Raw genomic sequence first — 25,385 nt, 5'->3', positions numbered from 1 at the left:
CGAAGGCACGTCGAAAGGGGGCTGGAACCCCTTTGTGCGCGTTCGGGAAATCGGCGGCTTCATCGCCTATTCGTCCCTGCGCTTCTACAATGACAATTGTTTCCAGACCGCGGCCTCGCTGACTTACACCTCGCTGCTGGCGCTGGTGCCGCTGATGACCATCGGCTTCGCGATCTTTTCCGCCTTTCCCGCCTTCAACGCGCTGCAATCGCGCATCCAGACGCTGCTGTTCAAGAATCTCGTGCCGGAGAACAGCGACGCCATCCTTCAGTACTTGGCGGCCTTCATGGCCAACGCCGGGCAGATGCCGGTGTTCGGCATCATCGGGCTGGCGATTTCCGCCGTCCTGCTGATCTGGACCATCGAAGGGTCCTTCGCCACCGTCTGGCGGGTGCGCGAGCCGCGCTCCTACGTCACCCGCATCCTGTCCTTCTGGGCGGTGGTGTCGCTGAGCCCGCTGTTCGCCGGCGCCAGCCTCTCGCTGTCCAGCACCCTGTGGGCGGTGCTGCAGTTCGCCCATCTGGAGGGCTTCGCCGACCCGCTGGTGGGGATCGGGGCGATCCTGCCCTTCATGCTGCAACTCGTCGGTTGCACGCTGCTCTACGTCATCATCCCGAACCGGGACGTCGGCTGGATGGACGCCGCCTGCGGCGGGGCGGTCGCCTCGCTGCTGCTGGAGACGTCCAAGGCCGGCTTCGCCATGTACATGAAGGAGTTTCCGGCCTACCAGACCATCTACGGCGCTTTGGCGACCGTGCCGATCTTCCTGTTCTGGCTCTACATCGCCTGGTCCACCGTGCTGTTCGGCGCGGTCATCACCGCCTCGCTGCCCGAATGGCGGGCCGGCAAGATCACCCGCGGCGGTCCGGAAGGGCTGCTGCCCGCCCAGCGGCTGGGGCTGGCGCTGGCCGTCCTGCACGAGCTTCTGGAGGGCACGCGGCTCGGCGTCGGCCTGCGGCGGCGGACGCTGGTCGGGCGCGTGCCGGTGGGGACGGTGCTGATCGACGGCATCCTGGAGCAGCTTCGCGACGCCCATTGGGTGGCCCACACCACGCACAACGCCTGGGTCGTCACCCGCGACCTCAGCGAGGCCACGCTCTACGACCTGATGAAGGCGCTGGGCATCGGGCTGCGCGGCTCCGTCCGCGGGCTGGGCGGGTTGGAACTGCCCTGGCAGGACCGCACGGCCCATTTGCTGGAGCAGGCGGAGCGGGACCAGGAGGCGATCCTGGGGGTGCCGATCAAGGACCTGCTGTCCGACCGGCTTCCGGAGCCGGAAGCGCTCGATTCCGAGACCCGCGGGCCGGAGGCGCCGGATTCCGGGGCGGCTACGGGGGAGGGCTCCGGCGCGGTGCCGCTTCGCGCGAAGCGCTGGCCCTAAACGCCGCCCTGGACAGCGCCCCTTGGGGGCGGCCGTGCTGCCAAAGGCCCGCTACACCCGGTATTTGGCGATGAGATCGGCGGCGACGCCGTCCAGATTGTTGTCGGCGGGCAGGGTCTTGACGTAGGAGCAGCCGCGGCAGGCGTCGATCTCGTCGCGCCGTCCCTCCAGATGCTTCAGCCGGAAATCGCGCAGCCGCTCGCCGTTCCAGATGTCGCGCAGCGATTCCTCGGCGACGTTGCCGACGATGGTTCCCATGCTCCAGTCGGCGCAGCAGACCGACACCTCGCCGTTGAAGTTGATGGCCAGCTTGAGGAAGGGTTCCGAGCAGACCTTGCGGGCGGTGTCCGGAGCGGCGGCGAAGGCGCTCTCCTCGGCCAGCGCCTCGCCGTGCAGGGGGTGGACGAACAGGCTGTCGGCGATCGGTGTGAAGGTGTCGATGAAGCTCTGCCGCTCCTCCTCGGTCAACTCCACGTTGATGATCTTGCAGTGCAGGTGGAAGTCGCGCCCCAGCTCCGTCTTGCGGCGGTGAAGATAGGCCACATTGTCGACGATGGTCTGGAAGCGGTCGAAGCGCCGGGTGACGCGCTTGTACATGGCGTCGCTGGCGCCGTAGACGGAGATGCGCATGGCGTCCAGCCCGGCGGCCAGCAGGGCGTCCGCCCGTTCCGGCGTCAGCAGGGAGCCGTTGCTGGTCATCTCGACATGACGGGCGAGACCGCGCGCTTTCAGAAGATGGACCATGTGTTCGATCCGCGTGTTCACCAGCGGCTCGCCGTCCTTGTAGAGATGGACGGATTTGATCGGCGCGTCGAATTCGGCGATGTCGTCGGCGATCTTGCGGAACAGGTCGAACTTCATGGCGCCGCGCGGCCGTCCGACCTCCTTCAGCAACTCCGGATTTCCGGTGGCGCAGAAGACGCAGCGGAAATTGCAGCCGTTCGACGGGTCGATCAGCAGCGAGAAGGGCGTGGTCAGCGGCAGCACCCGCGACAGGTCGTTGCGGTCGCGGTGACGGCCGTAGGGAATGTTCGCGGGGGCGGCCGCTTCGGTGCTCACTTCGGTCATGACCTTCGCCGGGCAGGGCTGCGGAAAGCGTGTGACTAGCAAGGGATCACGCGCACCGTAAAGGAATCCTTCATTCCGGCAACCGGACATTGGCCGGCCGTCCCCAATGCCGCGGGCGCAAGGTGGATTCCAGGGGCATGCTCGACAATCTTTCCCATCGCATCGTCTACAGCGACCGTCGCTTCTACGCGTCCTTCCCCTCCGCGGCGACTCTGGCCGACGGGCGGGTGCTGGTGGCCTTCCGGCGCGCCCGCGACCACCGCTGGCTGCACGGCGAGCCGGCGGAGGGCAACGGCGACTTCACCAGCGTCGACCATGTGGACTCGCGTTCCCACCTCGCCATTCAGCGCTTCACCCCGGATTTCGAGCCGGAGGGCCCGCCGCAGACGCTGCCGACCGACCCGGAGGCGGGCGACCAGGACCCCAACCTGCTGGTCCTGCGCTCGGGGCGGATCGTCCTGGGCAGCTTCGGCTGGTACCCGATGTCGGCGCGCCACGGCCTGCGGCTGCGCGAGAAGGGCGTCCATCTGCTGGGCAACGCCGAGACGTCGGGCACCTTCTTCCTGTTCTGGGGCGGCAGCACCCGGGTCAGCGACGACGGCGGGCGGCACTGGTCGGCCCACCGCTACCTGCCGGAACTGCCGGACCAGGGGCCGATCCTGCCCGGCCTGCGCCCGATGCTGGGCGGCGCCGTGCGCGGGCGGGCGGTGGAGACGCCGGACGGCACGCTGCTGATGGCGACCTACACGGGCGGCCCCTACACGAGCTATCTGTTCGCCTCCCGCGACCGGGGGGAAAGCTGGGCTCTGCGCAGCACCATCGCGCGCGATCCGGCGGGGCGGGCCGGCTTCTGTGAGACCGCCCTGCACCTGACCGCGGACGGGCAGCTGGTCGCCTTCCACCGCACCACCGGGCTGGGCGACCGCCTCGCCACCTCCGTCTCCCACGATCAGGGGGAAAGCTGGGCGCCCTGGATGGAAAGCGCGGTCGTCGGGCATCCCTACGACGCCTGCCCGCTGCCGGACGGGCGGCTGCTCGTCGTCTACGGCTACCGCCACCGGCCCTACGGCGTGCGCGCCCGCGTCTGGGACTGCCGGCGGGAGACGCTGGAAAGCGCGCCGGAGATCATCATCCGCGCCGACGCCCCGTCGCCCGACGTCGGCTATCCCTGGGCGACCGTGCTGGCGGACGGGCGGGTGGCGGTCTGCTACTACATCTGCGACGCGGCGGGCACGCGGCACATCCAGGCGACGCTGCTGCGCGTGAGCGGCTGATTGACGGGCCTCCGCGCACCTCCTATCGTCCCCGGCCATACCGCAATCCCATGTTCCGGGGAGTAGAGTGTCCATGAAGCCCGCCCGCCGGCCGTCGAACCCGCTGTTTTCCTCCGGCCCCTGCGCCAAGCGGCCCGGCTGGTCGCTGGACGCCCTGGACGGCGCGCTGCTCGGCCGCTCCCACCGCTCGAAGCCGGGCAAGGCGAAGCTCAAGGAGGTCATCGACCTGACGCGCGCCGTGCTGGGCATTCCCGGCGACTACCGCATCGGCATCGTCCCGGCCTCCGACACCGGGGCGGTGGAGATGGCGCTGTGGAACCTGCTGGGGCCGCGCGGCGTCGACATGATGGCCTGGGAGAGCTTCGGCAAGGAGTGGGTGACCGACGTAACCAAGCAGCTCCGCCTGTCCGACGTGCGGACCATCCAGGCGCCCTACGGCGCGCTGCCGGACCTGTCGCAGGCCGATTTCAGCCGCGACGTGGTGTTCACCTGGAACGGCACGACGTCGGGCGTGCGGGTGCCGGACGGCGACTGGATTCCGGCGGACCGCGAAGGTCTGTCGATCTGCGACGCGACCTCCGCCGCCTTCGCCATGGACATCCCTTGGAGCAAGATCGACGTCGCCACCTGGTCCTGGCAGAAGGTGCTGGGCGGCGAGGCCGCGCACGGCATGCTGGTGCTCAGCCCGCGCGCCGTGGCGCGGCTGGAGAGCTTCCAGCCCGACCGCCCGCTGCCCAAGATCTTCCGCCTGACCAGCGGTGGAAAGCTGATCGAGGGCGTCTTCGTCGGCGACACCATCAACACGCCGTCCATGCTCTGCGTGGAGGACGCCATCGACGGGCTGCGCTGGTCGCTGTCCGTCGGCGGCCTGACCCAGCTCATCCGCCGGTCGGAGCAGAACCTGCGCATCGTCTCGGAATGGGTGGCGGCCTCGACCTGGGCCGGCTTCCTGGCGGACGATCCGGCGACGCGCTCCTGCACGTCGATCTGCCTGCGCTTCACCGACCCCGAGGTGACCGCCCTGACGCCGGAGGCCCAGGCGGACTTCGCCAAGAAGCTCGCCGCCCTTCTGGAGAAGGAGGAGGCCGCCTTCGACGCCGGCTCCTACCGCGACGCCCCTCCGGGCCTGCGGCTTTGGGGCGGCGCCACGGTGGAGAACGAGGACATGGAGGCGGTCCTGCCCTGGCTCGACTGGGCCTTCGCCACGGTCAAGGCGGAGACTTTCGGGCGCTGAGTCGTACAGGGCCGCAAAGGAAGGCCGCGCCATTCGGGCGCGGCCTTTTTCATGGCCCGCTCAATCCCGCCAGAAGCTCGGCAGGATCAGCACGAGCACGGTGAAGACCTCCAGCCGGCCCAGCAGCATGGCGAAGCTCAGCACCCACTTCGCGGCGTCGGGCAGGGGGGCCATGGTGCCCGCCGGGCCGACCACCGGCCCCAGCCCCGGCCCGGCGTTGGCGAGCGCGGAGGCGACGGCGCTGGCCGCGCTCAGGTAGTCCACGCCCATGGCGGCGACCAGGAGCGACAGGATGCCGAAGGCCGCCATGAAGGCGAAGGCGAGGTTGATGACCGAGCCGACCACATCCTCGTCCAGCACCTTGCCCTGGTAGAGCGGGACCAGCACGCGGTTCGGCTTCAGCATCCGCTGCATCTGGTTCAGCATCGACAGGGCCAGCACCTGCCAGCGGAAGACCTTGATGGAGCCCGCCGTCGACCCCGTGCAGCCGCCGATGAAGTAGAAAAAGAAGAAGGCGACGATGGCGAAGCTGCCCCAGGTCGAATAATCCGTCGAGACGAAGCCGGTTCCGGTGATGATCGAGGTGACGTTCACCGCCGAATGGCTGAGCGCGTCCCAGAAGGGCAGGCCGACCACCGTGAAGGCCCACACCGTCATGGCGACACCGGCCACCAGCAGGATCGCCAGCAGCGCGTTCACTTGGCTGTCGCCGAAGACCGGCGCGTTGCGCTGGCCGCGCAGCAGGCGGATGTACCAGGTCAGCGGCAAGGCCCCGCTGATCATCGAAACGGTCGCCACCCACAGCACCGCGTGGGAATCGAACCAGCCGAGCGAGGCGTCCTTGGTCGAGAAGCCGCCGGTGGCGATGGAGGCCATGGCGTGGTTGATCGCGTCGAACCACGTCATGCCGGCCAGATGGTAGGCCACCGCCGACAGGACGGTCAGCGCCAGATAGGTCATGGCGATGGCCCCGGCGGTGTCCTGCACCGTGGCGAAGGGCTTGTCGCCCTTGTCGGAGGATTCGGTGCGGAACAGCTGCATGCCGCCGACCCGCAGGATGGGCAGCACGGCGATCGCCATGACGATGATGCCGACCCCGCCGAACCAGTTCAGCAGCGACCGCCACAGAAGGACCCCCGGCGGGGCGTTGTCCAGCCCGACGATGACCGTGCCCCCGGTGGTGGAGAGGCCCGACATCGCTTCGTAATAGGCGTCGGTGAAGGACAGGCGCGCGGCGGAGATCATGAAGGGCAGGGCGCCGAAGGCCGCCAGCACGCACCAGGACAGCGTCGTCAGCAGGAAATGCTGCTTCACGGTGAAGCGCGTGTGCTCCTTGCTCGACGTCGCCAGCACCATGCCGCCGCTGACCGCCAGCGTCGCCGCGCTGGACCCGACGAAGGCCGTCCAGTCGCTGTTGCCCGCCGCGGCGTCGGCCAGCGCCGGCACCAGCATGCCCAGCCCCAGGATGGTCAGAAGGATGCCGATGATGTGGAAGACCGGTCCCAGCGCGATCCCATTGCCGACGCCATTGCCCAAGGCTGTGCCCTTCGTCGCCGCGGGGGCCGGTTGCGGCGCCCCGTCTTTTGCCGATGTGATGCGCTGATTATCCAAAGGGGCGGGTGCTGTCCATCCGCATCGGGGCGGCCGGACCGTCCGGGCCTCACACGAAGCCGGCCTCTCCCAACATGCGGTGGAAGTCCCGCAGGGCGCGCTGCTGCGCCGCCGCGTCGGGCAGGTCCTCCACATATCTCCGGTCGAACTGCGGCTGGCGGAGATGCTCGACGACGCGGCGCCGGACCATCTCCAGCGCCCGCCGGCTGCGCAGGATGCCCGGCGCGCAGACCTGCAGCAGGCGGTTCGCCCGCAACCGCAGGGAATCGCCGGGATCGTCCAGCCGTTCCACCACGCGCTCCTCGGTGATGTAGGCCACCAGAAGCGCGTCGAGGTCGCCGGTCAGGCGGGTCCGCGTCTCCTCCGGCAACGCCGACTCGGCGGCCTGGCAGTAAAGCAGGGTCAGCGCCTCCAGATTGTCGCGGGGCGGCAGGCGGGGATGGACGAAGCGGCCATAGCCCGCCGGGTTGCCGGTCAGCGCGCGCAGCAGCCGGGCGATGTCCCCGGCATGCCCATGGCCGAGATCGGAGTCGGCCAGAGCGAGCAGGAAGCGCACGCGGTCCCGCGCGTCGGGAATGCGGCCGGCCACCTCCGCGATGGCCTGCTTGCGGCCCGGCGCCCCGCCGCCCTCCAGGAAGCGCAGGTAGCGCAGGACCAGCGCCTCGGCCATCGGCCCGCCGCCCGCCGGCCCGTCGGGGCCGAGCGTGCGCTTCAGGATCTCCTGGAAGGCCTCCATCTCCAGCGACGGGTCGGAGCGGTGGAGCGGCTGCGTGCCCTTCAACTGCCGGCGCACCAGATCCAGGATGACCAGCCGCGTCTGGTCGAGGTCGTGGAAGGCGAGAAGCTCGTTCAACTGGACGGCGCGGTCGCCCTCCGCCCGCTTGGCGGGGGACAGGCGGCCCCGCGACAGGTCGATCAGGTTGCACAGCGCCTCGGCGAGGCTGCCCTGGACGCCCAGAAGCTCCTGCGCGACCGAGGGGGCGCCTAGGACGTCGGCGATCACCCCGTCGAGCAGCATCAGCGGCTGGTCGGCCGCGGCCCCGTCCTCGCGCGCCAGCTCGCCGAGGAAATCCAGCTTGGCCAGCCAGTTGCGCATCTGCACCAGCTCGCGCGACAGGACCACGCGGGCGAGGAAGTCGCGCTCCTCCGCCGGCAGGGTCGAATCCAGCCGGTCGAACATGGGGCGGAAACCGGTGGCGGCGATGGCCGGCAGGTCCCTGCGCGCGGCGGCGGCGCGCGCCCGGTCGGTCAGTTCGTGCATCAGCAGGTTCAGCGCGTCGCGCCGTCCGCGCCCGTCGGTCCCGGCCTTCTCCGCCTGGAGCGCGGCGACCCGCCCGACCGCGGTGGGCACGAGGCTGTCGGTGTTGAGGAGCCGCGCCAGCTCCGCGTGGTTGTGCAGCACCTCGGTCGGGGTGACCACCGCGCGCTCCACGTAGTTGCGCAGGACGCGGTTCATCGTCATCCGGCTCTGCACGCCGTAGCAGTGGTCGAGCGTGAGGCAGAGCGCCGGCGCCTCGTCGATGGGGGAGGGGGCCACCGTGCGGGAGACCTGACGGAACTCCACATGGACTTCCGTCTCGACGTGGCGGCCGTCCGGGCGCCGCCAGTCGCGCACCACCCGCATGCCCTCGACCCGGCCGCCGGACAGCGCCTTGCGGCCGAAGGCCAGCGCCTCCGCCTCGGTGTCGAAGCGGCCTTCGAGGATCCAGTGGTCCTGCTGGTAGATCTGGACTTCGTAGCTGGCGGACGGGCGTGCCATGGCGCCATTGCCCCGCTGCTGCTGGCACGGTTCGTACACAGGATGCCGGAGATTTCGCATCAAACTCAACAATGATTCGATTGGAATGCCTCCCTGTTCCGAGCCGCCCCGAACGGGCGCCTGTGGCCCGCGCAGGGGAGACGGGCACGGGCTGCGGGGCTTTTCCGTTTGCATGAGGAAGGCGGGGTGGGGTATTGACCCGCTCCGTATGCCCGAGCACCGCATGCCCATCGGACTTGCGGGCTCTCGCCATGCCGACGGTTTGCCACCCATTCGACGAGACGACGCAGGCCATGCCCGCTGATTCCCTGAGCTCCGCCCTGTTGCCCGCCGGCCTGCACGACGTGCTGCCGCCCGAAGCGGCACACGAAGCGGCGGCGGTGGCGCGCCTGCTGGCGGACTTCACGGCCCACGGTTACGAGCGCGTCGAGCCGCCGCTGGTCGAGTTCGAGGACAATCTGCTGTCCGGTTCCGGCGCCGCCATGGCGAAGCAGACCTTCCGGCTGATGGACCCGCTGTCCCAGCGCATGATGGCGGTGCGCGCCGACATCACCCCGCAGATCGTGCGCATCGCCACCACCCGGCTGAAGAACGGCGCCCGTCCGGTGCGGCTGTGCTACGCCGGGCCGGTGCTGCGCGTGAAGGGCTCGCAACTCCGTCCCGAGCGGCAGATCACCCAGGTCGGCGTCGAGCTGATCGGGCCGCTGGAGGCCGAGGCGGACGCCGAGGTGATCCTGCTCGCCGCCCACGCCCTGGAAGGGGTGGGGGTGCGGCACCTGTCCGTCGATCTCTGCGTTCCGACCATGGTGGCGCGGGTCTGCCGCGGCCTGGGCCTCGGCGAGGAGGAGACCGCCCGCCTGCGCGAGGCGCTGGACAAGAAGGACGCCGCCGCGGTGAGCGCGGTCGGCGGCCCGGCGGCCTCGCTGCTGCACACGCTGATGGCCGCCTCCGGCCCGGCGGAGCGCGCCATGGAGGTGCTGTCGGCGCTGCCGCTGCCGGAAACGGCGGAGAAGGACCGGCGCCGCCTGACCGACGCCCTGGGCCTGCTGCGCGCCGCGCGCCCCGATCTGACGATCACCGTCGATCTGGTGGAACACCGCGGCTTCGAATACCAGACCGGCCTCAGCTTCACCCTGTTCACGCGCGACGTGCGCGGCGAACTGGGGGCGGGTGGCCGCTACCGCGCCGGGGTGCGTCCGGGCGTGGAGGAGGAGGGCGAGCCGGGAACCGGCTTCACCCTCTACATGGACACGCTCCTGCGCGCCGTTCCGGCGCCGGAGCCGGCCAAGCGCGTTTATGTGCCGCATGGCACCTCCTGGGCCGCGGCGGGCAAGCTGCGCGCCGAGGGCTGGGTCACCGTGGCGGGGCTGGCCCCCGTGGCGGACGCGGCGGCGGAGGCCCGGCGGCTGGACTGCGGCCACCGGCTGGACGGCGGCACGGTCACGCCGCTGACCTGAGACTTCACGAGTGGCGACCCCCGCGCCGCGGGGGCGCCTTTGCATGGGCAACGTTTTCTTTCTGCCTTCTTTTTTTGCGGAGACACACATGGCCAACGTGGCGGTGGTCGGCGCCCAGTGGGGCGACGAGGGCAAGGGCAAGATCGTCGACTGGCTGTCCAGCCGGGCCGACGTGGTGGTGCGCTTCCAGGGCGGTCACAACGCCGGCCACACGCTGGTGATCAACGGCGTGACGTACAAGCTGAGCCTGCTGCCTTCGGGCGTGGTTCGCTCCAACAAGCTGTCGATCATCGGCAACGGGGTCGTCTTCGATCCCTGGGCCTTCATCCGCGAAGTGACGGCGATCAAGAGCCAGGGCGTGGACGTGTCCCCCGCCACGCTCCAGGTCGCCGAGAACGTTCCGCTGATCCTTCCGGTCCACAGCGCGCTCGACAAGGCGCGCGAAGAGGCCCGCGGCGCCGGCAAGATCGGCACGACCGGCCGCGGCATCGGCCCGGCCTATGAGGACAAGGTGGCCCGCCGCGCCATCCGCCTGTGCGACCTCGGCGACGAGGCGGTGCTGAAGGAGAAGGTGGACGCCCTGCTGGCCCATCACAACCTGCTGCTCCGCGGCCTGGGCGCGCCGGAGATGACCCCGGCCGACATCCTGGACCCGCTGCGCGAGATCACCCCGCAGGTCCTGCCCTACGCCTCGGTCGTCTGGAAGACGCTGGACGAGCTGCGCCGCGCCGGCAAGCGCATCCTGTTCGAAGGCGCGCAGGGCCAGATGCTCGACATCGACCACGGCACCTATCCGTACGTCACCTCCTCCAACACGGTGGCCGGCAACGCCGCCGCCGGCAGCGGCATGGGCCCGCGCGCCGTCGGCTATGTGCTGGGCATCTGCAAGGCCTACACGACGCGCGTCGGCTCCGGCCCGTTCCCGACCGAACTGTTCGACGACGTCGGCGAGCTGATCGGCCAGCGCGGCAAGGAGTTCGGCGTGGTCACCGGGCGCAAGCGCCGCTGCGGCTGGTTCGACGCCGTGATGGTGCGCCAGGCGGTGAAGACCGGCGGCATCGACGGCATCGCTATGACCAAGCTGGACGTGCTGGACGGCTTCGACGAGATCAAGGTGTGCGTCGGCTACCGTCTGGACGGGCAGGAGCTGGATTACTTCCCGGCCAACGCCGGCGCCCAGGCCCGCGTCGAGCCGATCTACGAGACCTTCGAGGGCTGGAAGGACAGCACCCACGGGGCCCGCTCCTGGGCGGAGCTGCCGGCCCAGGCGGTGAAGTATGTCCGCCATGTCGAGGAGCTGATCCAGGCCCCGGTGGCCCTGCTGTCCACCAGCCCCGAGCGCGACGACACCATCCTGATGAACGATCCGTTCCAGGATTGAGGTGAAGGTTTAGGCCTCGGGTCCCCTCCCGAACCCTTCCCCTACCTTCGGTGAGGGAAGGGACTGATCTCCCTCTCCCGCGTCAGCGGGGGGGGGCGGGGAGGGGGCCCGACGCGGCCACTTTCCCCGCGTTAACAATTTGTTTGCCCTTTTCGAGCGACTAAGGCTGGCACACGCTCGCAGGCTCCGGGGATTCGAACGCCATGCCATCCGATGCCATGACCGCAGCCGCCGCGGATCGGATGATGGCGAACGCCGAGCCGGTCAAGCTGGCCGAGCGGTACGAAATCCTTCCCAGCGCGCCGCTCGCCGCCCTCAACACCATCGGCGGCAACGCCTACACGGCCAAGCCGCTGCGTGACAAGCGGTCCGAAGCCTTCGCCCTGATCGGCCACGGCGCCACGCTGGCGCGCACCGACATCGCCGCCACCATCGCCAGCCTCGACAACCAGGCCCATATGCGCCTGCTCGACTGGGGCATGGTGGACTGGCCGGCGAGCCAGGGCCGCCGCCTCTGCATGATCTTCGAGCGTCCGGCGGGCAAGCGGCTGATGAACAGCCTGACCGAGCCCACGGACCCGATCCCCGAGGATCATCTGACCCGCCAGATCATCCACCCCCTGGTCGCGGCTCTGAAGGAGCTGTCGAGCCGCGGCGTGGTCCATGGCGCGATCCGCCCCACCAACCTCTATTACCGCGATCTGGCGTCCAGCAGCCTGATGCTGGGCGAATGCCTGTCCACCCCGCCGGGCTACGGCCAGCCGGTTCTGCTGGAAACGGTGGAGCGCGGCATGGCCTCCCCGGCCGGGCGCGGCACCGGCACCATGGCCGACGACCTCTATTCGCTGGGCGTGACGCTGCTCCTGCTGCTGCTGGGCCGCAACCCGGTGGGCGCGCTGGAGGACGAGGCGATCCTCCAGGCGAAGATCGAGCGCGGGTCCTACCCGGCGCTGGTCGGCCAGATGCGCCTGCCGCTGGCCATCAGCGAGGTGATCCGCGGCCTGCTGGTGGACGATCCCAAGCAGCGCTGGACGCTCCAGGACCTCGATTTGTGGGTCGCTGGCCGCCGCCTCAGCCCGAAGCAGCCGCAGGTGCCGCGCCGCGCCGCCCGCCCGCTGGAGTTCCAGGGCCAGGACTATTGGCATTGCCGCACGCTGGCCCGCGCCTTCGCCCGCCATGTGGCGCCCGCCGCCACGGTCATCGAGGGCGGCGAGCTGGACAAATGGCTGCGCCGCTCCATGGGCGACGACGCGCGGGCGGAGGCGGTGGCGAACGCGGTGCAGACCGCCTCGACCACCGGCAAGGGCGGCAGCATGGCCGAACGGCTGGTGGCGCGGGTCTGCATGGCGCTGGACCCGGCGGCGCCCATCCGCTACCGCGGCAAGGCCATGATGCCCGACGGCATCGGCACCATGCTGGCCGACGCCTTCCTGCGCGGCGAGTCGCCGCAGCCGTCGGCCGAGGTGCTGGCCAACCAGCTGCCCATGTTCTGGGTGAGCGTGCAGAGCGACTTCAAGCCGGAGTTCGTGCCGATGGTGCAGAACTTCGACCAGGTCCGCGGCCTGCTGGACCGCACGGGCCACGGGCTGGGGGTGGAGCGCGTCCTGTACGAGATGAACCCCACCATGCCCTGCATCAGCCCGCTGGTCGCCAAGCAGATGCCGACCACGCCGGCGGAACTGCTGCGCGCGCTCGACTGGATGGGGGCGGGGAGCGAACGGCACAAGGACCCCATCGACCGCCACATCGCCGCCTTCCTGGCGGTGCGGCACCGGCGGACCGACGAGATGCTCTACACCCAGCTCGGCTCCAGCATCGAGCCGATGCGCCGGGTGATCGCCATGCTGACCATCCTGGCCGACGTGCAGGCGCGCACCGGCACCGACTCGTTGTCGCACCTCGCCGCCTGGGTGGTGTCGCTGCTCGACCCGGCCTTCCGCCGCTTCCACAGCCGGCCGCACCAGGACAACGTGCGCAAGCAGGCCGATTCCGCGGCCCACAACGGGCGCCTCGGCGATTTGCTGAAGATCGTCGACGACCCGGAGGCGCTGCGCCGCGACAAGCTGGAGTTCGAGGCCGCCCAGATCGCCTACCGCGAGGCCGACGCCGAGATCAACAAGCTGCGGCAGAGCATCGGCGACCGGAACAGCATCATCGAAAGCTCCGGCCGGCAGGTGGCGGCCATCGTGTCGAGCCTGCTCTCGACCATCCTGGTCGGCGGCATCATCCTCTTCTTCGCCTTCTGACGGCGGCCTTCAAACCTAGGATCGGGAACCCCCATGGCGCGCGGCGGCAAGAGCGGCGGGAAGAAGAAGAAGCGCAAGGGCAGCATGCTGACGCTGATCCTGCTGATCATCCCGGCGGGTCTGGTGGTGCTGCCCACCTCGATCCTGTTCGGCATCGGCATGATCCCGACCATCGTCGCCTACGTCACCGACCGCGACCCGGAGAAGTCGGCGCCGATCACCGTCGGCGGCCTGAACTTCTGCGGTTGCATGCCCTACGCCATCGAGCTGTGGAAGCACAACCACACCATCGGCGCCGCGGGAAAGATCTTCATGGACCCGCTGTCCTGGCTGGTGATGTACGGCGCCGCGGCGATCGGCTGGGCGCTCTATTTCGGCATTCCGCCGATGGTGGCGAATTTCGAGGTGATGCGCGCCGAGAAACGGGTCGGCGCGCTGAAGGACGTCAAGGTCGGGCTGGTCCAGGAATGGGGCCCGGAGGTCGCCGGCGACCTGTTCGACGAGGCGGGCGGCCTGTCGCCGGACGAGCAGGACCAGCTGGCCGAACCCGCCGGGGCGTGAGGGTCACAACGTGACCGTTGTTGATAGCCCCTCTCCCCAGAGGGGAGAGGGTTGATTACCCGGCCAGCTTCTGCTCCACCGCGGCGTTGCGGATGGCCTTCTGGAGCTTCTCGAAGGCGCGGACCTCGATCTGGCGGACGCGCTCGCGGCTGATGCCGTACTTCTGCGAGAGGTCCTCCAGCGTGGTCGGGTTGTCGCGCAGGCGGCGCTCCACCAGGATGTCGCGCTCGCGCTCGTTCAGGTTCTCCATGGCGGCGGTCAGCAGCTTGCGCCGCTTGCCCAGCTCCTCGCTCTCGGCCAGGGAGATTTCCTGGTTCGCCGTCTCGTCGACCAGCCAGTCCTGCCACTCGCCCTCGCTGTCGGCGCGCAGCGGCGCGTTCAGCGAATGGTCGGGGGCGCCGAGGCGGCGGTTCATGTTGACGACGTCCTGCTCCGGCACGTCGAGCGTCGTGGCGATGTGGCGCACCTGCTCGGGTGACATGTCGCCCTCCTCGATGGCCTGCATCTGGCCCTTCAGGCGGCGCAGGTTGAAGAACAGCTTCTTCTGGGCCGCCGTGGTGCCCATCTTCACCAGCGACCAGCTGTGCAGGATGTACTCCTGGATGGCGGCGCGAATCCACCACATGGCGTAGGTCGCCAGCCGGAAGCCGCGGTCGGGGTCGAACCGCTTCACCGCCTGCATCATGCCCACGTTGCCCTCGGAGATCAGCTCCGACAGCGGAAGGCCGTAGCCGCGGTAGCCCATGGCGATCTTCGCCACGAGCCGCAGATGGCTGGTCACCAGCTTGTGCGCGGCGTCCGAATCCTCGATCTCCTGCCAGCGCTTGGCCAGCATGTACTCCTCCTCCGCCGCGAGCATGGGGAACTTGCGGATTTCCTGGAGGTAGCGCGAGAGGTTGCTTTCGGAACTGATGACCGGAACGCTGGATATCGTCGCCATGTTGGACCCTCTCCGACGGCTGTTGTTCGTGCCTTCTGACGGGCACACGGCCGTTCACTGTTCTGCGCCGCCTCACCGTCCGCTTGCCCGTTCGATCCGCCGGGGATGGTCCCGGATGCAAGCGTGAGCCTGGGCGGCTGTTGACGCGAAGAATAACCGACTTCTGCGCGCGGGTATAGTGGATTACAGGGATTCTAAGAAATCTGACAAATCTTTAATATCCGTGGGTAGCGGCGCCTGGAAGCGGACCGTCTCCCCTGTTGCGGGATGGCGGAAGGTCAATCCAACGGCGTGCAACGCCTGCCGTGGAAAGCCAACAAACCGCTCGCGATGGGGTTCCGGCAGGGCAGAGGCGTGCTTGCCGCCGGCCCGTCCGGCACGCCCCTTGCCGTAGAGCGGATCGCCCACGATGGGGTGGCCGATGTGCGCCATGTGCACGCGGATCTGGTGGGTGCGCCCGGTCTCCAGCGTGCATTCGACCAGCGCCAGCGCGGTGCCGAAGGAGCGGACGACGCGGTAGCGGGTGGCCGCGTGTTTCCCGCCGCCGGTGACCACCGCCATCTTCTTGCGGTCGGTGCCGCTGCGCCCGATGTTGCCCTCGATCCGCCCCTCGCGCGGGGAGGGAACCCCCCAGACAAGGGCCTGGTAGGTGCGGCTGAGCGTGCGGCCGGAGAACTGCTCCGTCAGCGCGTGGTGCGCGCGGTCGTTCTTGGCGACGACCATCAGGCCGCTGGTGTCCTTGTCGAGCCGGTGGACGATCCCCGGGCGCCGCACGCCGCCGATGCCCGACAGGCTGTCGCCGCAATGGGCAAGCAGGGCGTTGACCAGCGTGCCGTCCGGATTGCCGGCGGCGGGGTGGACCACCATGCCCGCGGGCTTGTCGATCACCAACACGTCCTCATCCTCATAGACCACGTCCAGGGGAATGTCCTGGGCCTCGGGCTGTGCAGGTTCAGCTTCGGGGATGAAAACGTCGAAAGTTTGTCCGGGCTTGACCTTCATCGACGGGTCCGTGACCGTCCGCCCGCTGCCGTCCTGCACGCAGCCCTGCTCCAGCAGCGCCTGCACGCGCGACCGCGACAGGCCGGGAAGTCCGCCCGCCAGGGCCTTGTCGAGCCGCTGGCCGCCGGCGTCCTCCGGAACGCTCCAGCGCCGCCGCGCGCCTTCGCCGGTTTCGCCGTCCTGCGTTCCGGTGTATTCGTCCTCATCGTCGTCGAATTCGGTGCGTTCGGGCATCGTTCGGCAAAACTCCTCACATTCGCGCGAGAGTGGACCCCAAACCGTGCAGTTCCTCAAGGCACTCGTCGTCATCATGGGCGTGATGATCATCGCCGGCTTCGCGATCCTCGGCGTCGAACTCTACAAGCGCATCAGCGATCCGGAGCGCCGGGCCGCCGCGGAGACCGAGCGGGTCGCCGCTCCGGCGGGCCGGGCGGAGGAGGTCGCGCTGGGCCTGCCGGCGGGCGCGCGCTTGGGCGACCCGGTGGCGGTGGGCAACCGCGTCGTCTTCCGCGCCACCATACCGGACGCCGCGGACCGTCTCTATGTGATGGACCCGCGCACCGGCGCCATCGCCGTAACCGTCACCGCCGGAGCCGCCGCGCCATGACCGATACCTTTGTGCACGATTTCCGCAGCGACAATGTGGCCGGCGCGGCGCCGGAGGCGGTCAACGCCCTGGCCGCGGCCGCGGTCGGGTCCGCCGATCCCTATGGGCAGGACCCGCTGACCGCCAGCGTCACCCGCCGCCTGTCCGACCTCTTCGAGGCGGAGGTGGCGGTGTTCCCGGTCGCCACCGGGACGGCGGCCAACGCGCTGGCCCTGTCGGCGCTGGTGCCGCCCTACGGCGCGGTCTATTGCCACCAGGAAAGCCACATCCACGTCGACGAGTGCGGCGCCCCGGAGATGGCCACCGGCGGGGCCAAGCTGGTGCCGCTGGCGGGGGAGGGCGGCAAGCTGACCCCCGCCGGCCTCACCGCGGCCCTGGCCGGGGCGGGCATCGGCGTCGTCCACCGGGTGCAGCCCGCCGCCCTCAGCCTAACCCAGGCGACGGAGGCCGGAACGGTCTACCGCCCGCAGGAGGTGACGGCCCTGGCCGACGTCGCCCACGCCCACGGCATGGCGGTGCACATGGACGGCGCCCGCTTCGCCAACGCGATGGCCCGGCTGGGCTGCGCCCCGGCGGAGGTGACCTGGAAGGCCGGGGTGGACGTGCTGACGCTCGGCGGCACCAAGGGCGGCTGCCTCGCCGCCGAGGCGGTGGTGTTCTTCAACCCGGCGCTGGCCGAGGATTTCGGCTTCCTCCGCAAGCGGGCCGGGCATCTGGTGTCCAAGGGCCGCTTCCTGTCGGCGCAGCTCGACGCCTGGCTGGCCGACGACCTGTGGCTGCGGCTGGCGCGCCACGCCAACGCCATGGCCGACCGGCTGTCGCAGGGCCTGGCCGCGCTGCCGGGGGTGGAACTGGCCCATCCGGTGGAGGCCAACGAGGTCTTCGTGCGCCTGCCCGCCGCGCTGGCCGACGGGCTGGAGGCGGCGGGCTACCGCTTCTACCGCTGGGAGGGGGATCTGCTGCGTCTGGTCACCGCCTTCGACACGCCGCAGGCCGTTGTGAACTCTTTTCTGAAAATCGCAAAAGATCTGTCAGAAAAGGCTTGATCGGGCCGGGTGGGTTCGCTAAAAACCCGCCCACGCCGACGACGCCACGTCGTCAGACGACGAAAGACTGTCCCCTTCGTCTAGAGGCCTAGGACACCGCCCTCTCACGGCGGTAACAGGGGTTCGAATCCCCTAGGGGACGCCACTTTCGTTCGGCTGGCAACCGAGCATCGCCCGATGAAGGTCCCCTTCGTCTAGAGGCCTAGGACACCGCCCTCTCACGGCGGTAACAGGGGTTCGAATCCCCTAGGGGACGCCATCCTTTCCGGCATCAACGATCCACGGCCCGCCCTTCGGCGGGCCGTCGTCGTTTCGGCCCGTCATCGTTTCGGCTCCTTGCGCCGACGCCGTTCCGGCGTGGTCCTCCCGTCAGGCCTTGCGGATCAGGAAGGACATCGAGTCCGCCGTTTCGTAGAGCGCAACGCCGCAGCGGCAGCGCAGCGCCGCATAGTCGTAATCGCTGCCGCCGCAGCTGTAGCAGCGCAGGGGCAGGCGCGTGCGCCGGTACAGCTCGATCCCGGCGATGTCCGCGTGCAGCGCCTTCACCTCGTCCGCCGTGAAGAAATCCTTCGACGCCAAGTCCGCGGCCGTCGCATCGGTGAAGGGGATGCCCGCCGCCCGGATGTGCTGGAGGGCGAGCAGAACCTGGAGGCTGGTGGCCGGGGGCTGGGCGTAATCGGCGCAATAGGCCCGGTAGAGGCTGTGATCCGGGTGCGAGGTGTGGATGTCCTCCAGGATGTACAGGCCGCCGCTCCGCAGGTGGGGCAGGGACTGGGTCAGGCACCAGGCCTGATGCTGGGGGATGTGGCTGCCGTCCTCGATGATGAGATCGAACTGGATGCCGTTGGCCCGCAGGCTGCGCCCGATGTGGTCGGGATCGTTCTGGTCGAATCGCACATACTGGATGCGGTCGTCCTGCGGCCAGTCCGGCTGCGGCTCCAGGATGTCGGCCCCGATGATGAAGGCGTCCGGAAACCGGGAGCGCAGCCAGCGGATCGAATCGCCGCGGAACACCCCGTATTCCAGGATGATCCGCACCGGGCCCAGCGTCTCGAAGGCCTGACGGTAGGTGTCGGTGTACTGGTGCCAGTAATGCTTGTCGGAGTTCGTTCCGTCCGCGCTGCTCATCGGTGGTCCCCGCTGTCGGCGATGCCCGATCATACGGGAAATCGCCGGGTGGGGCCGCCGAATTGAGCGCGGAGGACGGTCGGCGTCAGCGTTTCGGCGCGCCGCCGGAGCGGGAGACGCTCAGCTCGGCGACCTCCTCCTGCTTGGCGGCGGGCAGGCCGGCGGAGCGCACCACGCTGGAATCGTGGGGGTGGACGCGGCGCGGGTAGACGCTGTGGACCTTCACCACATAGTCCTGCGTCTCGCGGTAGGGCGGGACGCCCTTGTACTGGACAACCGCCCCTTCGCCGGCGTTGTAGCCGGCCAGCGCCAGCGTCACGTTGCCGTCGAAATAGGCCAGAAGCCAGCGCAGATACTTCATGCCGCCGCGCAGATTCTGCTCGGGGTCGAAGGGCTTTGTCACGCCGAAGCGCTCCGCCGTCTCGGGGATGAGCTGCATCAGCCCCATGGCGTTCTTTTCCGACACCACATCCACGCGGTAGCCGGACTCCACGGCGATCACCGCCAGCACCAGATCGGGGTCGAGCCCGTAGCTGGGGGCCATCTTGGTGACCATGGCGCGGATTTCCTTGGGCGGCATGCGGATCACGCCCCAGCGCACGCTCGGTGGCTCGCAGCGGTCGGGCGCCTTGCCCGCCGCGCCCTTGGCGGCGGTGCTGGCCGGCTTGACCATCTGCGCGGCGTCCTCGTTGCCCAGCAGAGCGGCGCGGCGCAGCCAGGAGCGGCCAAGCTCCTCGTCTTTCGCCACCGCGCCGCGCCCGGCCAGATGCATCCGCCCGGCGCGGTAGGCCGCCTCGGGGTAGTCCTGGCGGGCCGCCCGGCAATAGAGGGAGAGGGCCATCCTCTCGTCCCGGTTCACGCCTTTGCCGACCTCGTAGCGCATGGCCAGCTCGTACTGGGCGCGGGCGCTGCCCTTGCTGGCGAGCGCCTCCAGAGCGCGGATCGTGCGCTCGGTCGAGCTTTGGAAGGCGGGTGGCTGGGCCGCCGCCGTCTGGACCGAAGCGCCCTCGGCGGACGCCTCTTGCGCCATGGCCGGCGACGCCGTCAGAAAGGACGCGATCAGCCCGCCGGCGACCAGCGCCATCGCGCTTTTGACCGCCTTGGCGCGCTTTTCTCCGATTGGTGGAGCGGGCCGGTCTTTCGGCGTATGCGGGAAGATCGCCGCGTTAGAGCCAACGTCCGGCTGTCCACGAAAGACGTAATGCGATATGGTCCCAGCCAAGAGAGGAAGCGGAACACAACGAAATAAGACTTCCGCTAAGGGACGGAAACGCCGCCTATACAGAGAAGAAGAACCGCTGGCAGCGGACCTGCGGAAGGATGAATGAGCGAATTCATCGTTGGCCATAGACATGGCTGTCCCGCAAAGGAGATTTGAGGTCGGTTGGTGAAAGCCAGCCGGCCTTTTCCTTTTGAGCAAAGTCATGAAGCCTCCCGTATGTCCGGAGACGATACCTCATCTCCGATCGAACGCTACGGGAGCAATCGGGCAATCCTTGGCATTTAGGGGTAATCTCGCCAAATTGTTAAGGGGCTTAGCCTTTTTCCCAACTGGCAGCCCCTGTGGTGCGCCATTACGTACTGATGGACCGACGATTGTCGTTGGAGAATCCGGTTATGCCCCGCGCGCATTCGGCGCAAGGCGGGGGCCGGAGCGATGGTTCGGGCGTTTCCACACGCGCCCGGAATGATCGGGACATCTTTCGGTACACAGGGAGGCAGCGTTCCACCGATGGCGAACCACGTCGCGAGTTCCTTGCGCCGTCCGGCAAGCAGCCCCGCGCCGCTTGACCCCGTCGCCCTCAAGCCGGTGATGGGAAGCCGCCGTGCGGACGAGGACGAGTTGAACGTTGCGGTCGAAGCCGAAGATGGCATCGAAACCGACGATCCGGCCGTCGAAGAGGCGGCGGAAGAGTCGGCGGACGCGGCGCCGGCACCGCTGGCGCCCCCCGACCCGGCGATCATCGCCCAAATCGAGGCGGAGATTCCCCGCCTGCGCCGTTTCGCCCGCGCCATGGTGCGGGACGCCACGCTGGCCGACGACCTCGTCCAGGAATGTCTGGAGCGCGCCCTGTCGCGCCTGCATCTCTGGCGGCCCGGCAGCAACCTGCGCGCCTGGCTCTTCACCATCCTGCGCAACCTGCACATCAACGGCATCCGCCGCCGGCAGGCCGTCGTCGACATCGACGGGGAGGGGCAGGCGGCGATCGGCGCCGCCCATGGCGGGCAGTTCGTCCGGCTGGAACTGCGCGATCTGAAGCGCGCGCTCGGCCTGCTGCCGACCGAGCAGCGGGAGGTGGTCCTGCTGATCGGGCTGGAAGGCATCTCCTATGGCGAGGCCGCCGACATCCTCGGCATCTCCATCGGCACCGTGAAGTCGCGCCTGTCGCGTGGACGGCGTGCCTTGCGCCAGCTCATGGAAGGGCACAGCCCGACCGACGAGGACTGAGCCCCCCGGCTCATCCGGGCCCGTTCCCGCGCCATCTCTATCGACCGCGTTTCTCTCGACCGCACAGAGAAACCGGCAACGCTCCGGGTGGGGCGTTGCCGGTCAGGTGCGAGGCTAACATCGAGAGGCTTTCGGGGTACTCGCGAGCCTGGCCCTTCGAGACGTGAATGGCCAGGCAAGGGCGCGCTGCGGAAGACGCCCGCCCGGACGGTTCCGGGCGGGTGCTGGGTCTAGCGGCGCCTGACCAGGCCCAGAATCAAACTCGCCGCGAACAGGATCAGGAAAAGGAAGAACAGGATTTGCGCAATGCCCGAAGAGGCCGAGGCAATCCCGCCGAAGCCGAGTGCGCCGGCGATCAGCGCGATCACGAAGAAAACAAGTGCCCAATAGAGCATCCTAACCTCCCTCGCTCGGTCCGAAGCGCGTTACGGCTCGTCCGGCGCGCAGTCTGTTGAACGTCGTACTCTGTGAAGAGCGTGTCAGTATTGTGCAGAACACGCCGCCACTCGGAAAGGTTCCCGGACCCCGCCGCCGTAAAGAGCTTTTTTTGGGTAGGGTCGGTTCCAGAAGGGGGAGGGGCGCTCCGATAACGCTGGCTTGACCGCAACAACGGCCGATGAACGCTGTTGTCGGGGTCGCCAGCCTGCTTGGTTCCGGCCGGGCGGGCGAAAAGGCGCAGCACCGCCCCGCCGGTGCGAGACGCCGTATCGAGAGAAGAGGATGCCATGAACGCCAAACTGTCCCTCGCCGTTCTCGCCGCGACCCTGGCCGCCGCCCCCGCCGCGATGGCCCAGACCTATCAGAACAACGCGCCGCAGGTGCCTTACGAGCGCTCCAGCCCGTCGGGCCTGCCGACCACCAGCCCGCAGGTGGAGAGCCTGCCCAACGAGCGGGCCGAGCCGTGGAGCGATCAGACCCGGAACCGGATGCCGGACGGCCGTATGCCCGACCGCGTGACCAGCGGCAGCGCCGAATCCACCGTCGGCGCCGGCACCGCGGGCACCTACGGCAGCACCGGCACCTATGGCGCGCCCGGCACCTACGGTTCGACGGGCACCATGAACAACAGCATGCCCAACAGCGGCGCCATGGGGACCACCGGCTCGGCCACCGGCACCATGCCCAACGCCATGCAGGGCAACCGCCAGGTCATCATGAACGTCGACCCGAACACCGCCCAGCGCGCCGAGCGCGGCCAGAACCGCAAGGAGCTGATGCAGACCTCGCTGCTGAACTATTTCAGCGCCGCCGGCTTCACCTCGGTCCGCGACTTCCGCAAGCAGGGCGAGAACTATGTGGCGGAGGCCCAGTCGGCCAACGGCACCTGGAGCACCGTGCTTCTCGATGCCAAGACCGGGACGATCTCCGAAATCCGCTGATGTCCGGACTATACGGATCTCGGTTTGCCGCGGCTCAGTCCATCAGCCGCGGCCATGATCCGGTGAGGCGGCCGTAGCCCGCCGACACCGACGCGTCATAGAGGGGCAATGGCTGGTGCAGCCGTTGCCCCGCGTCGCGTCCGAGGGTGCGCACCGCGGTCGCCAGCCGTCCGTCCGGCGGCCAGGAGCCGCCGGGGCTGAAGGGCACCGTCAGCGCTATTCCCTGTTCCAGCCTGCCGCCGTAGCGGCTCTGCGCGCCTTCCGGCCCCTCGGTCCAGGTGACCTGGGCGGACAGGCGCACCCCCCCGTCGAAGGCGCGCATCAGTTCGAGCGTGCCGCCCCAATCCCCGCCGAGATAGCGGCCCAGCCGCAGCACCCCCGTGGTGGCGGCTCCCGGCGCCTCCCAGTAGAGGCTGGCGTGACCGGTGTTTCGCCCGCTCTCCGGGGCGAGGCGCAGCGCGTCGTCGGGCGGGCGCTTCCAGACGCGGTTGAGGTCGAGGCCGAGCGCCCAGCGCGCCGTCAGGGGGCGGTACAGCGCCTCGGCTCCAACGCCGCCGAACATTTCCTCCATATGGCCGACCGACAGGCGCGTGCTCCAGCGTTCGGAGGGCGCGGCCAGCCACGCCGCGTACAGCCGCTCGACCGCGGCGAGGCGGTCGGCGTAGCGCGGCAGGTCGCTGCGCACCGGCTCCGCCGCCGGAAGGGCGTTGGTGTCGAGGAGATGGAGGTTGTGGCTGACGTTCAACCGCAGCCCGCCGCCGAGCACCAGCCCGCGCAGCGGTTCGGCCGTCAGCACGGCGTCGGCGTAGGTCCGCTGCACCAAGGGCGCGCTCTGCTCGAACAGACTGGCCTCCACGGTCGGGGTGACGGTCGGGGCGAGCCGGGTCGTCCAGTCCGGCGGGGGACCGGCGGAGCGCTCCGTGCGAGCGCTTCGCCAGATCTCCTCCGGGCTGCCGCGCTTGGCGGCGGCCTGCTCCACGGCGCGGCGCGACAGGGTGACGGCGGTGCCCTCCAACCCGGCGCTGCCGGTGGCGACGGTCAGCCACTCGACCTCGGGCGGAGCGCCATCGGCCAGCAGGCGGGCGGCGCGCCCGACCTCCCGTGCCAGCGGGGCGGTGCCGGCGCCCGCCGGGTCCAGCCAGAGGGCGGCGCGATCCCCATCGATCCGCGCGGAGCGGGCGGGCAACCGGTGAAGCCGGGCCAGGGCCGCGATGTCCGCGGCGGGCAGGGCGGCGTCCGGCGCGGCGGGGCGGACGCCGACCGTGGGCGGTGGCGTGGGCGGTGGCGGGCCGCTGTCCGCGTCCTCCCGCGGATCGAAGCGGGCGGCGAGACGCAGCATGGCCCGCGATCCCTGCTCGACGCCGGCCCCGACCTCCAGCCAGCGCCACGGACGATACGCCAGGCCGGCGTTCAGCGGTGACCCGGGGCGGAAGTTCAAATCCTCCTGCTTCTGGGCGCGGAAGCGGTCGGCGCTGTATTCCAGCTTGACGCTCAGACCGTCCAGCGGCGTGTGCCATTCGAGCCCGCCGAACAAGGCCGCGCGCTCCCCGGTGAACCACGCCTCCGGCCCCCGCGAGGAGGCGTCGGCGGGATTGCGGTCGCGCTTGAAGCGGCCGCCGAGGACGCGCAGCGGGTTGCGGACATGGCCGCGGTCGCCGAGGCCGCCCCAGCCGATGCCCAGGCTGAGATCGACGGTCCACCAGCGGCGCGAGGCGACCAGATACTCTCCCGCGAAACGGCCCTTGCCCGGCAGGTCGAGCCCGCTGCTGGTGATGTCCCGCCCACCGACGGCCAGCGCCGGCCACCACGGTCCTTCGCGCAACAGGCGCAGCTTGGCGTCCACTCCCGGTTCGCTGAGGCCGTGCCAGCTCGGGTAGGTGCTGTTGCGCAGCGTGACCTCCAGGCCGGGAAGAAGCTGGGCCCCGGCGAAGACGTGACGGTGCAGGCCACCGAGAGCGGTCAATCCGGCGGTGACGGTGCCGTCCGGCAGGCCGCGCGCCGTCGGTGTCTGAAGCAGCCCGGCGGTTCCCCAGTCGGACAGGGTCGCCTCAAGCCCCTCCGCCCGAGCGGGCAGGGCGGCGAAGGACAGCGCTAGGGCAAGGAGAACGCGATTCACGCCATGGTGGAAATGATCGGGACAGATTCCCGATCCATGGCATTTTCATGCGTATGAATGCAACCCTTATCCCTCTCCGCAGGGGAGGGGCAAGCGGGCTGATGCACGAGAAGCGTTACAGCGGATCAGCGACGCAGGTCAGGCCCATCGTCTCCGCGGTGTTGGCGACCGCGGACAGGCAGGTTCCGGCGCGCTCCGGCGGGATCGAGACGGCGAAGCGGATGGCGTAGCGCCCGCCCTCCCGCTCCGGCAGGGTCTGGGCGTCGAGCCGCACGATGTTCGCCTCGAACTGGGTGAAGATCTCCGACAGACGGGCGATCAGGCCCGGCTGGTCGCCGCCCGACACCTCGACGCGGTGGGTGATGCGGGCGAGCGGGCCGGGGTTGGGGTCGAAGGCGAAGGGCGTGACCTTGATCTGCGCGCCGGCCAGTTCGGGAAGGCTGGCCAGCCCCTCCTGCACCTCCTCGACGGGGACGCCGTCCGGCAGTTCGCAGACCGCCGAGAACTCCGCCCCGGACCCCATCACCGCGAAGGTCGCGTCGCGCAGGTTGGCCCCCAGCCCGAACAGATGGCCGGTGACCGCGGAGACAAGACCGACGCGGTCGGGGCAGAAGGTCGAAACCAGCGCGAGGGACGACACGGGCGGAACCTCCGATGCTGAGCCCCCTTCCCCCTGGGGAGAGGATTGGGTGAGGGGGCGATGCGCCCAGCAGGGCGAAGAAAAACGCCGGATGAGTCGGCCGTGG

At 69.6% G+C, this 25,385-nt stretch carries 21 protein-coding genes and 2 tRNA genes; 13 read left to right on the top strand and 10 right to left on the bottom strand.

From position 1 onward, the window contains the following. Positions 1-34: 34 nt before the first annotated feature. Positions 35-1,381, top strand: a complete 1,347-nt coding sequence (locus ABVN73_RS08060; protein WP_353857560.1) for a YihY family inner membrane protein — start codon at positions 35-37, stop codon at positions 1,379-1,381. Between the two features lie 51 nt (positions 1,382-1,432). Here ABVN73_RS08060 and ABVN73_RS08055 read toward each other — a convergent pair whose 3' ends face one another. After that, the gene (locus ABVN73_RS08055; protein WP_353857559.1) at positions 1,433-2,449 is read right to left on the bottom strand and encodes a radical SAM/SPASM domain-containing protein; all 1,017 of its coding nucleotides are present in this window, start codon (positions 2,447-2,449) and stop codon (positions 1,433-1,435) included. Between the two features lie 137 nt (positions 2,450-2,586). On the opposite strand from ABVN73_RS08055, the gene ABVN73_RS08050 reads away from it, so the two are divergent. After that, a complete protein-coding gene (locus ABVN73_RS08050; RefSeq protein WP_353857558.1) occupies positions 2,587-3,723 on the top strand; it encodes a sialidase family protein in 1,137 nt (378 codons plus the stop codon). A gap of 73 nt (positions 3,724-3,796) precedes the next feature. After that, positions 3,797-4,957 (top strand): phosphoserine transaminase, encoded by a 1,161-nt coding sequence (locus ABVN73_RS08045; RefSeq protein WP_353857557.1) that lies wholly within the window; start codon positions 3,797-3,799, stop codon positions 4,955-4,957. 60 nt (positions 4,958-5,017) lie between these two features. Here ABVN73_RS08045 and ABVN73_RS08040 read toward each other — a convergent pair whose 3' ends face one another. Both ABVN73_RS08040 and ABVN73_RS08035 read right to left on the bottom strand, forming a co-directional pair. Beyond that, complete coding sequence (locus tag ABVN73_RS08040; RefSeq protein ID WP_353857556.1) at positions 5,018-6,493, bottom strand: TrkH family potassium uptake protein; 1,476 nt, start codon at positions 6,491-6,493, stop codon at positions 5,018-5,020. Between the two features lie 124 nt (positions 6,494-6,617). Beyond that, complete coding sequence (locus ABVN73_RS08035; protein WP_353857555.1) at positions 6,618-8,327, bottom strand: hypothetical protein; 1,710 nt, start codon at positions 8,325-8,327, stop codon at positions 6,618-6,620. A 293-nt stretch (positions 8,328-8,620) separates the two neighbouring features. Between ABVN73_RS08035 and ABVN73_RS08030 the strand changes: the two genes are divergently transcribed. From ABVN73_RS08030 to ABVN73_RS08015, 4 genes are all read left to right on the top strand, one after another. Beyond that, a complete protein-coding gene (locus ABVN73_RS08030; protein WP_353857554.1) occupies positions 8,621-9,784 on the top strand; it encodes an ATP phosphoribosyltransferase regulatory subunit in 1,164 nt (387 codons plus the stop codon). An 88-nt stretch (positions 9,785-9,872) separates the two neighbouring features. Beyond that, complete coding sequence (locus ABVN73_RS08025; protein ID WP_353857553.1) at positions 9,873-11,165, top strand: adenylosuccinate synthase; 1,293 nt, start codon at positions 9,873-9,875, stop codon at positions 11,163-11,165. A 203-nt stretch (positions 11,166-11,368) separates the two neighbouring features. After that, entirely contained in the window at positions 11,369-13,411 is a 2,043-nt protein-coding gene (locus tag ABVN73_RS08020; protein ID WP_353857552.1) for a serine/threonine protein kinase, read from the top strand. A gap of 33 nt (positions 13,412-13,444) precedes the next feature. Next, a complete protein-coding gene (locus ABVN73_RS08015; RefSeq protein ID WP_353857551.1) occupies positions 13,445-13,972 on the top strand; it encodes a hypothetical protein in 528 nt (175 codons plus the stop codon). A gap of 55 nt (positions 13,973-14,027) precedes the next feature. Here the strand turns inward: ABVN73_RS08015 and rpoH are convergent, their stop codons facing one another. Together rpoH and ABVN73_RS08005 are read right to left on the bottom strand one after the other, a co-directional pair. Then, positions 14,028-14,912 carry an RNA polymerase sigma factor RpoH gene (gene rpoH, locus ABVN73_RS08010; RefSeq protein WP_109069601.1) on the bottom strand — a complete coding sequence of 295 codons (885 nt, stop codon included), beginning with the start codon at positions 14,910-14,912 and terminating at the stop codon, positions 14,028-14,030. A 183-nt stretch (positions 14,913-15,095) separates the two neighbouring features. Next, positions 15,096-16,148 (bottom strand): RluA family pseudouridine synthase, encoded by a 1,053-nt coding sequence (locus ABVN73_RS08005; RefSeq protein WP_353857550.1) that lies wholly within the window; start codon positions 16,146-16,148, stop codon positions 15,096-15,098. A 46-nt stretch (positions 16,149-16,194) separates the two neighbouring features. Here ABVN73_RS08005 and ABVN73_RS08000 point away from each other — a divergent pair, with 46 nt between their 5' ends. The 4 genes from ABVN73_RS08000 (at position 16,195) to ABVN73_RS07985 (ending at position 17,826) form a co-directional block, all read left to right on the top strand. Further along, positions 16,195-16,521: a hypothetical protein gene (locus ABVN73_RS08000; RefSeq protein ID WP_353857549.1), complete on the top strand. Its 327-nt coding sequence runs from the start codon at positions 16,195-16,197 to the stop codon at positions 16,519-16,521. Next, a complete protein-coding gene (locus ABVN73_RS07995; RefSeq protein ID WP_353857548.1) occupies positions 16,518-17,567 on the top strand; it encodes a low specificity L-threonine aldolase in 1,050 nt (349 codons plus the stop codon). The genes ABVN73_RS08000 and ABVN73_RS07995 overlap by 4 nt, the downstream gene beginning before the upstream one ends. Positions 17,568-17,636: 69 nt before the next feature. After that, positions 17,637-17,712: transfer RNA gene (locus ABVN73_RS07990), tRNA-Glu, on the top strand. Positions 17,713-17,750: 38 nt separating this feature from the next. Continuing rightward, positions 17,751-17,826, top strand: a tRNA-Glu gene (locus ABVN73_RS07985). A 110-nt stretch (positions 17,827-17,936) separates the two neighbouring features. On the opposite strand, the gene ABVN73_RS07980 is transcribed toward ABVN73_RS07985, so the two are convergent. Together ABVN73_RS07980 and ABVN73_RS07975 are read right to left on the bottom strand one after the other, a co-directional pair. Beyond that, positions 17,937-18,695: a hypothetical protein gene (locus ABVN73_RS07980; protein WP_353857547.1), complete on the bottom strand. Its 759-nt coding sequence runs from the start codon at positions 18,693-18,695 to the stop codon at positions 17,937-17,939. An 85-nt stretch (positions 18,696-18,780) separates the two neighbouring features. Then, positions 18,781-19,779, bottom strand: coding sequence for a transglycosylase SLT domain-containing protein (locus ABVN73_RS07975; protein WP_353857546.1), 999 nt, complete (start codon positions 19,777-19,779; stop codon positions 18,781-18,783). 729 nt (positions 19,780-20,508) lie between these two features. Between ABVN73_RS07975 and ABVN73_RS07970 the strand changes: the two genes are divergently transcribed. Next, complete coding sequence (locus ABVN73_RS07970) at positions 20,509-21,144, top strand: sigma-70 family RNA polymerase sigma factor (RefSeq protein WP_353857545.1); 636 nt, start codon at positions 20,509-20,511, stop codon at positions 21,142-21,144. 230 nt (positions 21,145-21,374) lie between these two features. Here ABVN73_RS07970 and ABVN73_RS07965 read toward each other — a convergent pair whose 3' ends face one another. Further along, positions 21,375-21,539: a DUF1328 domain-containing protein gene (locus ABVN73_RS07965; RefSeq protein WP_035674837.1), complete on the bottom strand. Its 165-nt coding sequence runs from the start codon at positions 21,537-21,539 to the stop codon at positions 21,375-21,377. Positions 21,540-21,869: 330 nt separating this feature from the next. Between ABVN73_RS07965 and ABVN73_RS07960 the strand changes: the two genes are divergently transcribed. Beyond that, the gene (locus ABVN73_RS07960; protein ID WP_353857544.1) at positions 21,870-22,523 is read left to right on the top strand and encodes a hypothetical protein; all 654 of its coding nucleotides are present in this window, start codon (positions 21,870-21,872) and stop codon (positions 22,521-22,523) included. A gap of 34 nt (positions 22,524-22,557) precedes the next feature. Here the strand turns inward: ABVN73_RS07960 and ABVN73_RS07955 are convergent, their stop codons facing one another. Further along, entirely contained in the window at positions 22,558-24,639 is a 2,082-nt protein-coding gene (locus tag ABVN73_RS07955; protein WP_353857543.1) for a YjbH domain-containing protein, read from the bottom strand. A gap of 115 nt (positions 24,640-24,754) precedes the next feature. Next, entirely contained in the window at positions 24,755-25,279 is a 525-nt protein-coding gene (locus ABVN73_RS07950; protein WP_353857542.1) for an amino acid-binding protein, read from the bottom strand. Positions 25,280-25,385: the final 106 nt, after the last annotated feature.

Source organism: Azospirillum formosense (assembly GCF_040500525.1).
GTDB classification, from domain to species: Bacteria; Pseudomonadota; Alphaproteobacteria; order Azospirillales; family Azospirillaceae; genus Azospirillum; species Azospirillum formosense_A.
This window is presented reverse-complemented; position numbering and strand designations above follow the sequence as displayed.

Bases quoted from the DNA above. Each gene is read 5' to 3' on its own strand.
- ABVN73_RS08055 (WP_353857559.1), bottom strand. From the start codon at position 2,449: ATGACCGAAGTGAGCACCGAAGCGGCCGCCCCCGCGAACATTCCCTAC.
- ABVN73_RS08050 (WP_353857558.1), top strand. From the start codon at position 2,587: ATGCTCGACAATCTTTCCCATCGCATCGTCTACAGCGACCGTCGCTTC.
- ABVN73_RS08045 (WP_353857557.1), top strand. From the start codon at position 3,797: ATGAAGCCCGCCCGCCGGCCGTCGAACCCGCTGTTTTCCTCCGGCCCC.
- ABVN73_RS08035 (WP_353857555.1), bottom strand. From the start codon at position 8,327: ATGGCACGCCCGTCCGCCAGCTACGAAGTCCAGATCTACCAGCAGGAC.
- ABVN73_RS08030 (WP_353857554.1), top strand. From the start codon at position 8,621: ATGCCCGCTGATTCCCTGAGCTCCGCCCTGTTGCCCGCCGGCCTGCAC.
- ABVN73_RS08025 (WP_353857553.1), top strand. From the start codon at position 9,873: ATGGCCAACGTGGCGGTGGTCGGCGCCCAGTGGGGCGACGAGGGCAAG.
- ABVN73_RS08020 (WP_353857552.1), top strand. From the start codon at position 11,369: ATGCCATCCGATGCCATGACCGCAGCCGCCGCGGATCGGATGATGGCG.
- ABVN73_RS08015 (WP_353857551.1), top strand. From the start codon at position 13,445: ATGGCGCGCGGCGGCAAGAGCGGCGGGAAGAAGAAGAAGCGCAAGGGC.
- rpoH (WP_109069601.1), bottom strand. From the start codon at position 14,912: ATGGCGACGATATCCAGCGTTCCGGTCATCAGTTCCGAAAGCAACCTC.
- ABVN73_RS08005 (WP_353857550.1), bottom strand. From the start codon at position 16,148: ATGCCCGAACGCACCGAATTCGACGACGATGAGGACGAATACACCGGA.
- ABVN73_RS07995 (WP_353857548.1), top strand. From the start codon at position 16,518: ATGACCGATACCTTTGTGCACGATTTCCGCAGCGACAATGTGGCCGGC.
- ABVN73_RS07980 (WP_353857547.1), bottom strand. From the start codon at position 18,695: ATGAGCAGCGCGGACGGAACGAACTCCGACAAGCATTACTGGCACCAG.
- ABVN73_RS07975 (WP_353857546.1), bottom strand. From the start codon at position 19,779: ATGGCGCTGGTCGCCGGCGGGCTGATCGCGTCCTTTCTGACGGCGTCG.
- ABVN73_RS07970 (WP_353857545.1), top strand. From the start codon at position 20,509: ATGGGAAGCCGCCGTGCGGACGAGGACGAGTTGAACGTTGCGGTCGAA.
- ABVN73_RS07965 (WP_035674837.1), bottom strand. From the start codon at position 21,539: ATGCTCTATTGGGCACTTGTTTTCTTCGTGATCGCGCTGATCGCCGGC.
- ABVN73_RS07960 (WP_353857544.1), top strand. From the start codon at position 21,870: ATGAACGCCAAACTGTCCCTCGCCGTTCTCGCCGCGACCCTGGCCGCC.